The 12,887-nt window shown below is 65.7% G+C and carries 12 protein-coding genes; 7 read left to right on the forward strand and 5 right to left on the reverse strand.

Annotated features, from left to right (window positions below; genetic code table 11):
- The first annotated feature begins 357 nt into the window (after window positions 1-357).
- The 4 genes from ASC93_RS30785 to ASC93_RS14140 all read left to right on the forward strand — a co-directional run bounded on the left by ASC93_RS30785 (window position 358) and on the right by ASC93_RS14140 (window position 5,715).
- Window positions 358-684, forward strand: coding sequence for a hypothetical protein (locus ASC93_RS30785; RefSeq protein ID WP_157201922.1), 327 nt, complete (start codon window positions 358-360; stop codon window positions 682-684).
- 38 nt (window positions 685-722) lie between these two features.
- Window positions 723-1,688 (forward strand): PA14 domain-containing protein, encoded by a 966-nt coding sequence (locus ASC93_RS14130; protein ID WP_056443009.1) that lies wholly within the window; start codon window positions 723-725, stop codon window positions 1,686-1,688.
- Window positions 1,689-2,071: 383 nt separating this feature from the next.
- Complete coding sequence (gene mutS / locus ASC93_RS14135; RefSeq protein ID WP_056443011.1) at window positions 2,072-4,717, forward strand: DNA mismatch repair protein MutS; 2,646 nt, start codon at window positions 2,072-2,074, stop codon at window positions 4,715-4,717.
- 2 nt (window positions 4,718-4,719) lie between these two features.
- Window positions 4,720-5,715 carry a hypothetical protein gene (locus tag ASC93_RS14140; RefSeq protein ID WP_056443017.1) on the forward strand — a complete coding sequence of 332 codons (996 nt, stop codon included), beginning with the start codon at window positions 4,720-4,722 and terminating at the stop codon, window positions 5,713-5,715.
- A 149-nt stretch (window positions 5,716-5,864) separates the two neighbouring features.
- On the opposite strand, the gene ASC93_RS14145 is transcribed toward ASC93_RS14140, so the two are convergent.
- Window positions 5,865-6,407 (reverse strand): peptidylprolyl isomerase, encoded by a 543-nt coding sequence (locus ASC93_RS14145; protein WP_056443020.1) that lies wholly within the window; start codon window positions 6,405-6,407, stop codon window positions 5,865-5,867.
- A 127-nt stretch (window positions 6,408-6,534) separates the two neighbouring features.
- On the opposite strand from ASC93_RS14145, the gene ASC93_RS14150 reads away from it, so the two are divergent.
- The 3 genes from ASC93_RS14150 to ASC93_RS29905 all read left to right on the forward strand — a co-directional run bounded on the left by ASC93_RS14150 (window position 6,535) and on the right by ASC93_RS29905 (window position 8,681).
- A complete protein-coding gene (locus ASC93_RS14150) occupies window positions 6,535-7,656 on the forward strand; it encodes a cupin domain-containing protein (protein ID WP_056443023.1) in 1,122 nt (373 codons plus the stop codon).
- A gap of 2 nt (window positions 7,657-7,658) precedes the next feature.
- Complete coding sequence (locus tag ASC93_RS14155; RefSeq protein WP_056443025.1) at window positions 7,659-8,138, forward strand: hypothetical protein; 480 nt, start codon at window positions 7,659-7,661, stop codon at window positions 8,136-8,138.
- 276 nt (window positions 8,139-8,414) lie between these two features.
- Entirely contained in the window at window positions 8,415-8,681 is a 267-nt protein-coding gene (locus ASC93_RS29905; protein ID WP_082548044.1) for a hypothetical protein, read from the forward strand.
- A gap of 299 nt (window positions 8,682-8,980) precedes the next feature.
- On the opposite strand, the gene bamC is transcribed toward ASC93_RS29905, so the two are convergent.
- From bamC to ASC93_RS14175, 4 genes are all read right to left on the reverse strand, one after another.
- Window positions 8,981-10,096: an outer membrane protein assembly factor BamC gene (gene bamC, locus ASC93_RS14160; protein ID WP_229412726.1), complete on the reverse strand. Its 1,116-nt coding sequence runs from the start codon at window positions 10,094-10,096 to the stop codon at window positions 8,981-8,983.
- 32 nt (window positions 10,097-10,128) lie between these two features.
- On the reverse strand, window positions 10,129-11,025 hold the full coding sequence (dapA, locus tag ASC93_RS14165) for a 4-hydroxy-tetrahydrodipicolinate synthase (protein ID WP_056443031.1): 897 nt from the start codon (window positions 11,023-11,025) through the stop codon (window positions 10,129-10,131).
- A 101-nt stretch (window positions 11,026-11,126) separates the two neighbouring features.
- Window positions 11,127-11,681: a bifunctional 2-polyprenyl-6-hydroxyphenol methylase/3-demethylubiquinol 3-O-methyltransferase UbiG gene (locus ASC93_RS14170; protein ID WP_056443035.1), complete on the reverse strand. Its 555-nt coding sequence runs from the start codon at window positions 11,679-11,681 to the stop codon at window positions 11,127-11,129.
- Window positions 11,681-12,883 (reverse strand): tryptophan--tRNA ligase, encoded by a 1,203-nt coding sequence (locus tag ASC93_RS14175; protein WP_056443037.1) that lies wholly within the window; start codon window positions 12,881-12,883, stop codon window positions 11,681-11,683. The genes ASC93_RS14170 and ASC93_RS14175 overlap by 1 nt, the downstream gene beginning before the upstream one ends.
- Window positions 12,884-12,887: the final 4 nt, after the last annotated feature.

A 12,887-nucleotide genomic window follows, 5' to 3' on the forward strand; every position in this document is an offset into this window, starting at 1 on the left:
CCGGTGCTGGCGTGGGCGTCGGGGCGGGGGCCGGCACATCCGAAGCCGCCCCGCCTGCATTCCCGGACGAGCCGCTGCCGCCACCACCGCCACCGCAACCGGCCAGCAGGACCATTGCCAGAAGTCCCGCCGAACGAAGTAACCGGTTCTTGATCGCCAAAGGTTGTGTCAGTGTGCGCATTTGCATCTCGCTACGTGATGGTGGAAGCGCGACCGGCCAGTGCCGGCCGCGCCATGGTTCTGAAAAAAGGCAGCCGCAGCTACCAAACCTGCCTGGGTAGCAGACGAGAAAAACCTGACTGCATTGCGCTGTGCTTGCCAGGGCAAGTGCCGGCATGAGCGGCCCGGGACGGTGTGATGCCGCACGAATGGTCTCCAGCGGGTTGTGCTCCATTCTGCGTACTCCTCGTGTGCGTCGCAATTCTCCAAATTGCCAATGCGCGGAGTCATTTTTCGCCGGGCGAGGCCGCCAATTTTTATCAGGCGCCAGCCCGAAACGCACCAGCAGCCGGCGATTTTTCTACCTGGCTCCGCTTCGACGATGACAAGCACGAGTACGGCGGCATGGCCAAGCTGGCCGCCGACGCAGCGACGCCGCCGGCCATGAAATTTGGTTCACCTTGTTGGCGATTTGGGCAATATCGCCGCCGCTGGGTAGCGGGCAAAATGAGCTCAGCCGGTTAGATTTCGACAGATTTGAACGACATTATTTTTGGAAACGAATGCGCGCGACACAGCAGGAACCCAGCCCCCGCCAGCCTGAAGCTGCACCCGATCCGCAGTGGCGACGTGCAAGCAGGCGCCATGCGCTGGCCATTGTCGTACTCATCCATATAGCCTTGCTGACGACGGTGCTGCTGTCGCGCGTCCCCCGCCCCAAGCTGCCTAAAGCGAGCACTACCAATGTGACCCTGTTCCAGGAGAAAGTGCCGAAGGAAAAGATCCTCGAATCCAAGCCGGCGGAGTCGAAGGCGTTCGATCTGCCGCCCCCCACGATGCCCGAGATCAAAGTCCCCCCGCCGCCAGTGCCCGACGTCGTGCCCGACGCGATTCGGTCGCCGGTCACCGCTCCGGCGCCGGTCAGCGCTCCCGTGCCCCGCCCGCCACCGGTCGAGGCCGCAGCCGTGGCCAGTGCCGCCGTAACGGCACCTGCCGCACCGCCCAAGCTGTTCGAAGAATGCGGGGGCGCATCGGATCGGCATATGGTTGCCGACGTCTATCGCCTGCGCAGGGACGCCCGATCGGTCACCGAGATGCGGGGCCAGCCCGTTAAGCGCGTCTGTCTGGCCCAGCTCGATATTACGCCGCGCAGCTTCCTTGAGGGATTTCCAGGCATGGGCTCGACGGTCGAATGGTTCGGGCTGGATATCCGCTTCACGGTGACCATTGCCGAACCCGCCACATGGGAAATCTTATTGTTGGCCGACGACGGCGCCATTCTCAGCATCGATGACGAGAACGTAATCGACAACGATGGCATCCACGCACCGACGCCGGTGGCGACCCAGGTGAAACTGGAGAAGGGGCCGCACAATTTCCGCGTACGCTACTTCCAGGGCCCGGGCCCCGATCTCGCATTGATGCTTGCATGGAAAAAGCCCGGTGCGGCCGATTACGGCTATTTGCCGCGCAGCCTGATCGGGCGGCCGCCGGCCGGCATGCTGAAGGCGCTCCAGCCGAAAGGGTGACCCTGCTTGAGCAATGGTGCGGACCGTGGGGCTCACTGCGCTCGTGACCTCACGGACGTGCACGCCAAAATCCACAAGGAATGGCGCCGTCCTCGAGGTCGACAACGCAACCGGCCTCGCCCACATCACCGGCCGTGGCAGTCGCCGCGGCCGCTTTCGTCTTCGGGGCCGACGCCCCGCGCTCCGTTCGCTGAGCTTAGCGGTAAAATGGCACCCTCACCACTGTACAAGCCTTTCCGCAGCCGCCCCTGCCCAAAACGATGAGTGCACTACACGAAATTAGCGCTGCCGCAGCAAACACGCCGGCTACCCAACCATCCGCCGGAAAACATACCCCTAAGGATCCACAGGGTGCGAAGCCCGGAAAAAGCCAGCACACCCCGATGATGCAGCAGTACCTGAGCATCAAGGCCGACTACCCCACGATGCTCGTGTTCTACCGGATGGGCGACTTCTACGAGCTGTTCTTCGAGGATGCCGAGAAGGCCGCGCGCATCCTGGGCATCACGCTGACGGCGCGCGGCAGCTCGGGCGGGAATCCGATCAAGATGGCGGGCGTGCCCTTCCACTCGCTCGATCCCTACCTCGCGAAGCTGGTCAAGCTGGGCGAGTCGTGCGCGATCTGCGAACAGATCGGCGATCCGGCGCTCAGCAAAGGCCCCGTCGAGCGCAAGGTCGTGCGGGTCGTCACGCCGGGGACGCTGACGGACGCCGACCTGCTGCCCGAGAAGGCCGAGCGGCCCCTGCTCGCCGTGTGCACGGTCGCGACGCGCAAGGTCGTCACGACCGGCCTCGCGTGGATGTCGCTGGCGAGCGGCGCGCTCAAGCTGATGGAATTTACGGGCGATGCGCGCGCGGCCGCAGCACGCCTGGTCCAGGAACTGGAACGCATCGCGCCGGCCGAAGTGCTGCGCGCGGACTCGGTTGCCAACAACGGCGCCGACCTGTTCGACACAAGCCCGGTCGGCCACACGGCGCGCGTGCCGGAATGGCATTTCGATGTCGTGCACGGCCACAAGACGCTGCTCGACCAGCTCGGCGTCGCGACCCTGTCCGGCTTCGGCGCGGACGGTCTCGGCGCCGCGTTCGGCGCGGCCGGGGCGCTGCTGCGCTATGCCCAGGCGACGCAGGGCCGCGGCCTGCAGCACGTGAAGCGTCTCGCCGTCGAATCGGAGAGCGAATTCATCGGCCTCGATGCGTCCACGCGCCGCAACCTCGAACTCACGGAGACGATCCGCGGCCACGAATCGCCCACGCTGTTTTCCCTGCTGGACGGCTGCCGCACGGCGATGGGTTCGCGCCTGCTGCGCCACTGGCTGCACCATGCCAGGCGCGACCAGCGCGTGGCGCGCGCGCGCCACGAGGCGATCGCCGCGCTGGCCCAGCGCGAAGCGATGTCCGACCTGGCGGCGACGCTCACGCACGTGCCGGACATCGAACGCATCACGACGCGCATCGCGCTGCTCACGGCGCGTCCGCGCGACCTCGCCAGCCTGCGCGACGGCCTCACGCAACTGCCGGCGCTGCGCGACCAGGTGGCGCGCTGCTTCATCCCGGGCGACTCGTGCCTGCTGCGCGACATCTTCGATGCCATCGCGATTCCCGAGGCGTGCCTCGACCTGCTGCGGCGCGCCGTCGCGCCGGAACCGGCCGCGATGGTGCGCGACGGCGGCGTGTTCGCGCGCGGCTTCGACGCGGAGCTGGACGAACTGCGCGCGCTGTCCGAGAACGCCGGCCAGTTCCTCGTCGACCTGGAAGCGCGCGAACGCGCCCGCACGGGCATCGCCAACCTGCGCGTCGAGTACAACCGCGTGCACGGTTTCTACATCGAGGTGACGAACGGCCAGGCCGACAAGGTGCCGGACGATTACCGCCGGCGCCAGACGCTGAAGAACTGCGAGCGCTACATCACGCCGGAACTCAAGGCGTTCGAAGACAAGGCCCTGTCCGCGCAGGACCGCGCGCTGGCGCGCGAAAAGCTGCTGTACGATCTGCTGCTGGCCGACCTCGCGCCGCACATCGTGTGCCTGCAGCGCATCGCGTCCGGCATCGCGCAGCTCGACACGCTGACCGCCCTCGCGGACCACGCCGTGCGCAACAACTGGTGCATGCCGCAGCTGGTCGAGGCGCCGTGCCTGACGGTCGTCGAAGGCCGCCATCCGGTCGTCGAGAACCAGATCGAGCGCTTCATCGCGAACGACTGCATCCTGTCGAACGAGCGCCGCCTGCTCTTGATCACGGGCCCGAACATGGGCGGCAAGTCGACGTTCATGCGCCAGGTCGCGCTGATCACGCTGCTCGCCTACGTGGGCAGCTACGTGCCGGCGACGAGCGCGACGATCGGTCCCATCGACCGCATCTTCACGCGCATCGGCGCGTCCGACGACCTGGCGGGCGGCCGCTCCACGTTCATGGTGGAGATGACGGAATCGGCCGCGATCCTGAACGGCGCGACGGAGCACTCGCTCGTGCTGATGGACGAAGTTGGCCGCGGCACGTCGACGTTCGACGGCCTCGCGCTCGCATGGGCCATCGCGCGCCACCTGATCGAGACGAGCCGCAGCTTCACGCTGTTCGCCACCCACTACTTCGAACTGACCCAGCTGCCGGAGCAGAATCCGAGCGCGGCCAACGTGCACCTGTCGGCCGTCGAGCACAAGGACAACATCGTGTTCCTGCACGCCGTGCAGGATGGTCCGGCATCGCAGAGCTACGGCCTGCAGGTCGCGCAGCTCGCGGGCGTGCCCCCAGGCGTGATCCGCGCCGCGCGCAAGCACCTGGCGCGGCTGGAGGCGCAGGCGCTCGATGCGACGCCGCAGCTCGACCTGTTCGCACCGACCCCCTGCGACGACGCCGACGCCGATGCCGATGCCGATGCCGGCACCGCGGCCCCGGCCGCGCCGGCGCCGCTGCACGAGGCGGCCGACTCGCCCGCGCTGGTGCTGCTGGATACCATCGATCCGGATGCCCTGAGCCCGCGCGAAGCGCTCGAACGCCTGTACGAGCTCAAGCGCCTGGCCTCGGCCTGACGATGCAGCGGCGCCGCTTTTCGCTCATCCTGTCCGTCCTGTTTGCCAGCGCCTGCGCCATCGCGGGCGGCGCGCGCGCGGATGGGCTTATCCGCAACACGTACGAGGACGACGCGCACCGCTTCGCCATCATCGGCCACGGCTTCACGGATGGCGGCGAAAAACGCCTCACGCAGGCACTGCGCGACAACGACGACAATGACGTCGCCTTCCTCGTCGTCACGGGCATCAAGGGTGCGAACGAACCGTGCACCGACAAGCTGTACCAGAAGCGGCGCGAACTGATCGACGATGCGCGCCGGCCCGTCGTCGTGCTGCCGGCCGGCAGCGACTGGAGCGAATGCAAGAACAGCGCCGGCCGCTCCGACGCGATCGAGCGCCTGAACCGCATCCGTGAACTGTTCTACGGCGAGCCGAACACGCTGGGCGCGCGCAAGCTGGCGCTGACGCGTCAGTCGATGAGCCCGCGTTTTCGCAGCTATGCGGAAAATGCCCACTGGTCGGTCGGCAAGGTGTTATATGCGACCGTCAACATGCCGGCCAATAACAACCACTACCTCAACGAGGCGGGCCGCAACAGCGAGTATGAGGACCGGCTCGTCGCGAACCGGTTCTGGCTGAACCGGCTGTTCGCCATCGCCCGGCGCGACAAGCTGGAAGCGCTCGTGCTGTTTTCCGAGGGCGACGTGAAGGCGCTCTCGCAACCGACCGGCCTGCGCGCCCTGCTGCGCAGCGCCGTGCCGGACAACGACGGCTTTGCCGAACCGCGCCGGCTGATCCTGTCGCTGGCGCAAAAATTCCGGGGCAAGGTGCTGCTCGTCGACGGCACGCGCGTGCGCGCGAAGCCGGCGATCGAATGGCGCGGCAACGTCGGCCACCTGGCGGCCGGCGCGGATGCGCTGGAGGTGGTCGTGGACCCGGCGATGAAGAGCCTGTTCAGGGTCGATCAGCGCAAGGTCGAGGCGGCGAAGCCGGCAAAGCCAGCGAAAGGCCAGTGATCACGTAACGGTGGATTCGTCCGCCGCAATACGCACGTCGTCCCCGCGCAGGCGGGGACCCAAGCTTTGCGTCCGATGCCGAAGACATTGGGTTCCCGCCTGCGCGGGAACGACGAAGTAACGACGTTACCGCGCAGGCCAGCTGCAGATTACTGCAGCGGCTGGCTACGGAAGTGGTCGCCCTCTTCGCTGTCGCCGATGTCGTCGTGGCCGTGATCATGGCCGTGGGCGCCGTGCACGTGGCCGTGCGTGATCTCTTCCGGCGTCGCCGCACGCACGTCGATCACGGACAGGTCGAAGCGCAAGGCCATGCCGGCCAGCGGATGGTTGCCGTCGAGGACGACCTTGTCGTCGGCGATTTCGGTGACGGTGAAGATCACCGGCTCCTCGTCGCCGCCCTCGGCCATGCCTTCGAACTGCATGCCGACTTCGATCGGCTCCGGCAGGCGGTTGCGCTCTTCGACCTTGACCAGGTTCGGGTCGTAGTCGCCGAATGCGTCTTCCGGCTCGATCTGGATCGTCGACGTGTAACCCACGTCCTTGCCGTCCAGCTCTTCTTCGATCTTGGGCAGCGTGTTCTCGTAGCCACCGTGCAGGTAGACCATCGGCTGGGCGCCGTCTTCGATCAGGTTGTTCTGGGCGTCGGACAGTTTGTAGTTCACCGACACAACCGTGTTCTGGGCAATCTTCATTGCACTTCCTTTCGTGGGTAAGGTTGCGATTATAACCCTACCACCAGTGGCTCCAAAAACCTACTGCGCGTCGCACTGCAGGGTTTTAGAAGCCACTTGCGACAACGGCCGCTGGTTATAATGACGCATGCAAAAATTACAGCTCCTCGGGAACCTCACCCCCGCCCAGTTCCTCCGCGACTACTGGCACAAGAAACCCCTCCTGATCCGTCAGGCGATCCCCGATTTCAAGCCGCTGCTCAAGTTCGAGAAGCTGGCCGAACTGGCGCGGCTGAACCACGTGGAGTCGCGCCTCGTCACGCTTGCGGACGGCACCTGGGAGATGCAGCACGGCCCGCTGGCCGGGCTGCCGCCGCGCACGCAGCGCGAGTGGACCATGCTCGTGCAGGGCGTGAACCTGCACGATGCGAAGGCGGACGCGCTGCTGCGCCAGTTCCGCTTCGTGCCGGACGCGCGCCTGGACGACCTGATGGTCAGCTATGCGACGGACGGCGGCGGCGTCGGCCCGCACTTCGATTCCTACGACGTCTTCCTGCTGCAGGCGCAGGGCAGGCGCCGCTGGCGCATCGGCGCGCAGCAGGACCTGACGCTCGTCGACGGCCTGCCGCTGAAGATCCTCGCCAACTTCGAGCCCGAGGAAGAATTCGTGCTGGAACCGGGCGACATGCTGTACCTGCCGCCGCACTACGCGCACGACGGTGTGGCCGAGGGCGAATGCATGACGTATTCGATCGGCTTCCGCTCGCCGTCGTTCCAGGAACTGGGCGAAGCCTTCCTGCAATTCATGGCCGATTCGATCGACCTGCCGGGCCGCTACGCCGATCCGGGCCTGGCGCCCGCGAAGAACCCGGCAGAGATCCCGCGCGACATGCTGGCGACCGTCACCGAAGAGCTCAACAAGGTGCGCTGGGACGAGGAAGACGTGACGATCTTCCTGGGCGAACACCTGTCCGAGCCCAAGCACAACGTGTTCTTCACGCCGGTGGCGAAGCCGCTGACGATGGGCCGCTTCATGGAGCAGGCGGCGAAGAAGGGCCTCAAGTTGTCGCCCAAGACATTGATGCTGTATCGCGGCAAGCACGTGTTCATCAACGGCGAATCGTTTGCCGTCGGACGCGCCGACAAGACCGTGCTGGACGTGCTCGCCAACGAGCGCGGCCTGGCCGGCGCCCTGCTCGCCCAGGCGTCCGACGACGTGCTGGAAGCACTGTACACGTGGTACCAGGACGGTTGGCTGGAGCTGAACTGACCATGGCCGCGCCCGCGCCCGAACCCTTCGACACCCGCGCCGCGTTCCAGCAGCGCCTTGGCGACGTGCTGGCGCGGGCGCGGACGACGCTCGTCATGTTCGATCCGGACTTCGTCCCGTTCCGCCTGGGTGCGCCGGACGTCGATGCCGCCCTGCGCCGCTTCCTGCACGACGGCGGCCGCCTGCGCCTGGCGCTGCACGATGCCGCGCACCTGGAGCGGGAGGCGCCGCGCTTCCTGCGCCTGCTGCGAGATTACGCCCACGCCATCGAGTGTCGCCGGACGCCGCGCGGGCTGCGCGACCTCCCGGATTCGTTCTGCATCGCGGACGACCTGCACATCGTGCGGCGCTTCCACAGCAATCACATGCGCGGCGAAGCCGCTTTTGATGCGCCGCAACAAACCGAGCTGTCACGCCTGCGCTTCGATGGAATTTGGGCAGAATCACAGCCTGGTCTGCAGGCCGGTGTTACCGGGTTGTAATCACTAGTTTTCGCTTGCTTTCGCCTATGAGAACTAGCGCACGGACAGGCGCCGTCATGTTACAACAAAATGAAGATTGCCTGTTCTGGCAACTGTTACGTCTTGACACGACTTTTCTATTGCGATTCAGTAAATTTGGCTATAATATCGGGTTAGGAAGGTTCCGTTGTCTGTAGGCACTTTTTCCAAAGTATACAAACAAGAGAATTCCTGACGAGCGATAATTACCGGTAATTATTCATCGCACCACCCTTTTGAATCAATTAAGGAAAAACCATGAAAAAATCTCTGCTGATCGTTTCCCTGCTGGCTGTTGCTCTGGCTGCCTGCTCGAAGAAAGAAGAAGCTCCGGCCGCTGCTCCGGCTGCTGAGACCACCGCTCCGGCTGCTGCTCCGGCCGCTCCGGCTGCTGACGCTGCCGCTACCCCGGCTGCTCCGGCCGCTGCTGAAGCTGCTGCTTCGGCCGCTTCGGCTGCTGCTTCGGCTGCTTCGGCTGCTGCTGATGCCGCTTCGGCTGCTGCTGCTCCGGCTGCTTCGAAGTAATCAGCACCGCGCTGAAAAAACCGGCCTGCGGGCCGGTTTTTTTACGCCTGCAGGTTTTGCAAAAGGTTGGCGGGCACAGGGTGCCCACCCTACGGCCAGGCTTAGGCACCCGTGCCCATCGCGGATCAGCCAAACTCGGTCCGGTGTAATTCGTAGGGTGGGCACCCCGTGCCCACGACGCATCAGCCAAACCACGGCCCGGTTCAATTCGTAGGGTAGGCACCCCGTGCCCACGACGCATTCGCCGGGCAATAAAAAACCGGCCGCTCAGGCCGGTTTTTCGTTCGAGCAATACGGGCTTATTTCAACTCGTCCGCCAGCAGCTTGAGGATCTTGGCGCCGGTCGGCGACGTCTCCGGCTTGCCGTCGTTCGTCTGGACGGTCACGTCGGTCGACGTCGCGTTCGGCACGGTCGAGACGAGCACGCGGAACTTCTGCGCTTCCTTGTTCTTGTCGTCGCTGCCGAACAGCTTGCTGAAGAAACCTTCCTTCTTGACCGCGTCCGGGTCGACGTAGCGCACGAAATAAATGCCCTGCACGCGGTCGCGGTCTTCCACCGTGAAGCCGACGCGGTCCAGCGCCAGGCCGACGCGGCGCCAGGCGCGGTCGAAGCCTTCGTCGACGACGACCTTGCTGCCTTCCAGCTTGGCGTGCTGCGGCTCCAGCGGGGCGTTGGTCACGAACGCGGTCGCTTCCTTGACCTTGGTGCCGGTCAGCTGGGCCATCAGGCGACCCAGGAATTCGGCTTCCAGCTCCGGATCGTTCGGACGCGCGGTCCACGTCGACGTTTCCTTCTGCGGGCCGGTCAGCACTTCCTCGGCGCCGCGGTGGCTGATGTAGATCTCGGTCATGCCGTCCGGACGGCGCTCGAGGCGGGTGCGGAACTTGTCGCGCTCGCCCGTCGAATACGCGGAGTCGAACACCTTGCCGATCGTGCGGCGGATGAAGTCCTGCGGGATCTTGGCGCGGTTCTCGGCCCAGTTGGTTTCCATGATGCCGGTCTGGGCCGACTCGGTCTCGACGGTGAAGCCCGAGTTATGCCAGAACTCCAGCAGTTGCGGCCACAGCTGTTCCGGGGTTTCCTTGACCACGAGCCAGCGCTGGTTGCCGTTGCGCTCGATACGGATGGTGTCGGTGGGTACTTGCCCGATCTGTTCGCCCGACGCCGCGGCAACGGCCGGATTGGCGCTGCGCTGCTGCTGGAAGCCGGAAGCGGTGGCGACGCCGCGGCCATCCGGCACGGCGTAGCGGTTGTCCTTTTGCAGTTGGGTCAGGTCCGGCGGAATGTCCAGCGGCGCGGCCTTCTTGGAGGCTTTGTAGTCCACCTTGTCCGATTCGAACACGGTCGTGCACGCGGCGAGGCTGAACGCGATGGCGGTCAGCGCCAGGGTGCGAGCTGCGGTGGAGGTCATCATCTTGCGGTTCGTCATATCGTTAAAGCTGGTAATCAAAGGACGCCGGAGGCGCGCAGGGCCGCGCGGACGGTGTCGTGGTATTGCGCGGACAGCGGCGCCAGCGGCAGGCGCAGGCCGGCCGGCATCTTGCCCATCTCGGCCAGCGCCCATTTGACCGGCACCGGATTCGGTTCGACGAACAGTTTGCTGTGCAGGTCGAGCACGCTGTTGTTGATCTCGATCGCGCGCGCGGTCTGGCCGCTCAGCGCGGCCTTGCACATCTCGGCCATCGCGCGCGGGGCCACGTTCGCGGTCACGGAAATATTGCCGGCGCCGCCGCACAGCATCAGCGCCAGTGCGCTCGCGTCGTCGCCCGAGTACACGCCGAACGATTTGCCTTTGCCGGCGAACGAACGGTCGATGTCGCGCAGCAGTTCGATGCAGCGCGCGAGGTTGCCGGTCGCGTCCTTGATGCCGACGATGTTGTCGATGGCGGCCAGGCGCACCACGGTCTCGTTGCTCATGTCGGCCACGGTACGGCCCGGCACGTTGTACAGATACACCGGCAAGTCGGTCGATTCGGCGATCGCCTTGAAGTGGCGATACATGCCTTCCTGCGACGGACGGTTGTAGTACGGGACGACCTGCAGCGAGGCGTCGGCGCCGACTTCCCTGGCGTGGCGGGTGAGCGCGATCGCTTCGACCGTCGAGTTGCCGCCCGTGCCGGCGATGACCGGGACACGGCCGGCCACGTGGTCGACCGTCAGCTTGATCAGTTCGCAGTGCTCTTCCGGGCTCACGGTGGCCGATTCGCCGGTGGTACCGACGATGCAGATCGCGTCCGTACCTTCCGCCACATGCCAGTCGAGCAGTTTGCGCAGGCTGTCCCTGTCCAAACTTCCATCCTCGAACATCGGTGTGACGATTGCTACTATGCTGCCCTTAATCATAATCAGTGGACCGTGCCGTTAATAAATAATTGTCGATTGTAGCGGATAGCCTGGCGTTATGGTTCATTCCACACCATATAAATGGCATGGTTACAGGTTGGTTACATATCCAGTCTGACCGCCGCCGGATCGAATGCCGGCCCCGCCGCGCACAGCCTTTGCACGCGTGCCGGACGCGGCGCGTCGACCACGCCGTCCTCGTACGCGAGCACGCGCAGGCCATGGCTCGCGGCCATGTCGAGCAGCTCGCCGGGCGCCAGCAGGAAGGCCGGATTCGACGGCTTGCCGAAGCGTTCGTTCCCCAGGGCGAAGGTTTCGTAGACGAGCATTCCGTCCGGCGTCAGCGCCGCCGCCAGGTGCGCGAACAGCGGCCGGTGCAGGTAGTTCGTGACGACGATGCCGGCAAAGCGGCCCGGCGCGAAAGGCCACGTGGCGCCCTCCGCTTCCAGGTCGGTTTGCAGCGTCGTGATGCCGGGCCCGGCCGCCAGCGCCAGCGCTTGCGCGTCGCGGTCGACGGCCAGCACGGGGTGGCCGAGCGCGGCCAGCAGGCGCGCATGGCGGCCGCCGCCGCAGGCGAGATCGAGCGTCTCGCCTTGCGGCATCGAGCGCGCCCAGCGCGCGACCCAGGCCGATGGATTGTCGCCGGCGCCGTGCATCAGCTGTACGAGAGGCCCATGACTTCGCGCACGTCGCGCATCGTCTCCTGCGCCAGCTTGCGGGCCCGCTCGCAGCCGTCGGCGACGATGGCGCGCACGAGCGACGGGTCGTCGATGTATTGCTGGGCGCGCTCGTGCATCGGTTCCTGCTCGGCCAGCACGGCTTCCACGACGGGTTGCTTGCACTCGAGGCAGCCGATGCCGGCGCTCGTGCAGCCCTTCATGACCCAGTCCTTCGTCGCCGGCGCGGAATAGACCTCGTGCAATTGCCACACTGGGCATTTGAGCGGATCGCCCGCATCGCTGCGGCGCACGCGCGCGGGGTCGGTCGGCATCGTGCGGATTTTCTTCGTGACCGATTCCGGATCTTCGCGCAGCGAGATCGAGTTGCCGTAGCTCTTGGACATCTTGCGGCCGTCCAGGCCCGGCAGGCGCGACGCTTCCGTCAGTTTCACCTGCGGCTCGACGAGGATGATCTTGCGGCTGCCTTCGAGATAGCCGAACAGGCGCTCGCGGTCGATGTTCGACAGGCTGCCCGCCTCGTCCAGCATGGCCTGCGCCTGCTCCAGCGCGGCGGCAATGCCGTCCTGCTGGTAGGACGTGCGCAGTTCCGCGTACAGCTTGGCGCGCTTGCTGCCGAGCTTTTTCACGGCCTCCAGCGCCTTCTGCTCGAAGCCCGGTTCCTTGCCGTACAGGTGGTTGAAGCGGCGCGCGATCTCGCGCATCATTTCGATGTGCGGGACCTGGTCCTCGCCGACCGGCACCTGCGTGGCGCGGTAGATCAGCACGTCGGCCGCCTGCAGCAGCGGGTAGCCGAGGAAGCCGTAGGTGGCCAGGTCGCGGCTGGACAGGTTCTCGATCTGGTCCTTGTACGTCGGCACGCGCTCGAGCCAGCCGAGCGGCGTGGCCATCGACAGCAGCAGGTGGAGCTCCGCGTGTTCCGGGACCTTCGACTGGATGAAGATCGTGGCCTGGGCCGGATCGATGCCGGCCGCCAGCCAGTCGATGACCATGTCCCAGGTGCTTTTTTCGATGATCGTCGGGTCGTCGTAGTGGGTGGTCAGCGCGTGCCAGTCGGCCACGAAGAACAGGCATGGCAGTTCGGACTGCATGCGGATCCAGTTCTTCAGGGCGCCGTGGTAGTGGCCAAGGTGCATCAGCCCGGTGGGGCGCATGCCGGAAACGACACGGTCGGGAAACATAGCG

Origin of the sequence: Massilia sp. Root335, assembly GCF_001425685.1 — a bacterium.
Classification (GTDB): Bacteria; Pseudomonadota; Gammaproteobacteria; order Burkholderiales; family Burkholderiaceae_D; genus Telluria; species Telluria luteola.

Coding starts and splice junctions, on each gene's coding strand:
- ASC93_RS30785 (WP_157201922.1), top strand. CDS start 358: ATGCCGCACGAATGGTCTCCAGCGGGTTGTGCTCCATTCTGCGTACTC.
- ASC93_RS14130 (WP_056443009.1), top strand. CDS start 723: ATGCGCGCGACACAGCAGGAACCCAGCCCCCGCCAGCCTGAAGCTGCA.
- mutS (WP_056443011.1), top strand. CDS start 2,072: ATGATGCAGCAGTACCTGAGCATCAAGGCCGACTACCCCACGATGCTC.
- ASC93_RS14140 (WP_056443017.1), top strand. CDS start 4,720: ATGCAGCGGCGCCGCTTTTCGCTCATCCTGTCCGTCCTGTTTGCCAGC.
- ASC93_RS14145 (WP_056443020.1), bottom strand. CDS start 6,407: ATGAAGATTGCCCAGAACACGGTTGTGTCGGTGAACTACAAACTGTCC.
- ASC93_RS14150 (WP_056443023.1), top strand. CDS start 6,535: ATGCAAAAATTACAGCTCCTCGGGAACCTCACCCCCGCCCAGTTCCTC.
- ASC93_RS14155 (WP_056443025.1), top strand. CDS start 7,659: ATGGCCGCGCCCGCGCCCGAACCCTTCGACACCCGCGCCGCGTTCCAG.
- ASC93_RS29905 (WP_082548044.1), top strand. CDS start 8,415: ATGAAAAAATCTCTGCTGATCGTTTCCCTGCTGGCTGTTGCTCTGGCT.
- bamC (WP_229412726.1), bottom strand. CDS start 10,096: ATGATGACCTCCACCGCAGCTCGCACCCTGGCGCTGACCGCCATCGCG.
- dapA (WP_056443031.1), bottom strand. CDS start 11,025: ATGATTAAGGGCAGCATAGTAGCAATCGTCACACCGATGTTCGAGGAT.
- ASC93_RS14170 (WP_056443035.1), bottom strand. CDS start 11,681: ATGCACGGCGCCGGCGACAATCCATCGGCCTGGGTCGCGCGCTGGGCG.
- ASC93_RS14175 (WP_056443037.1), bottom strand. CDS start 12,883: ATGTTTCCCGACCGTGTCGTTTCCGGCATGCGCCCCACCGGGCTGATG.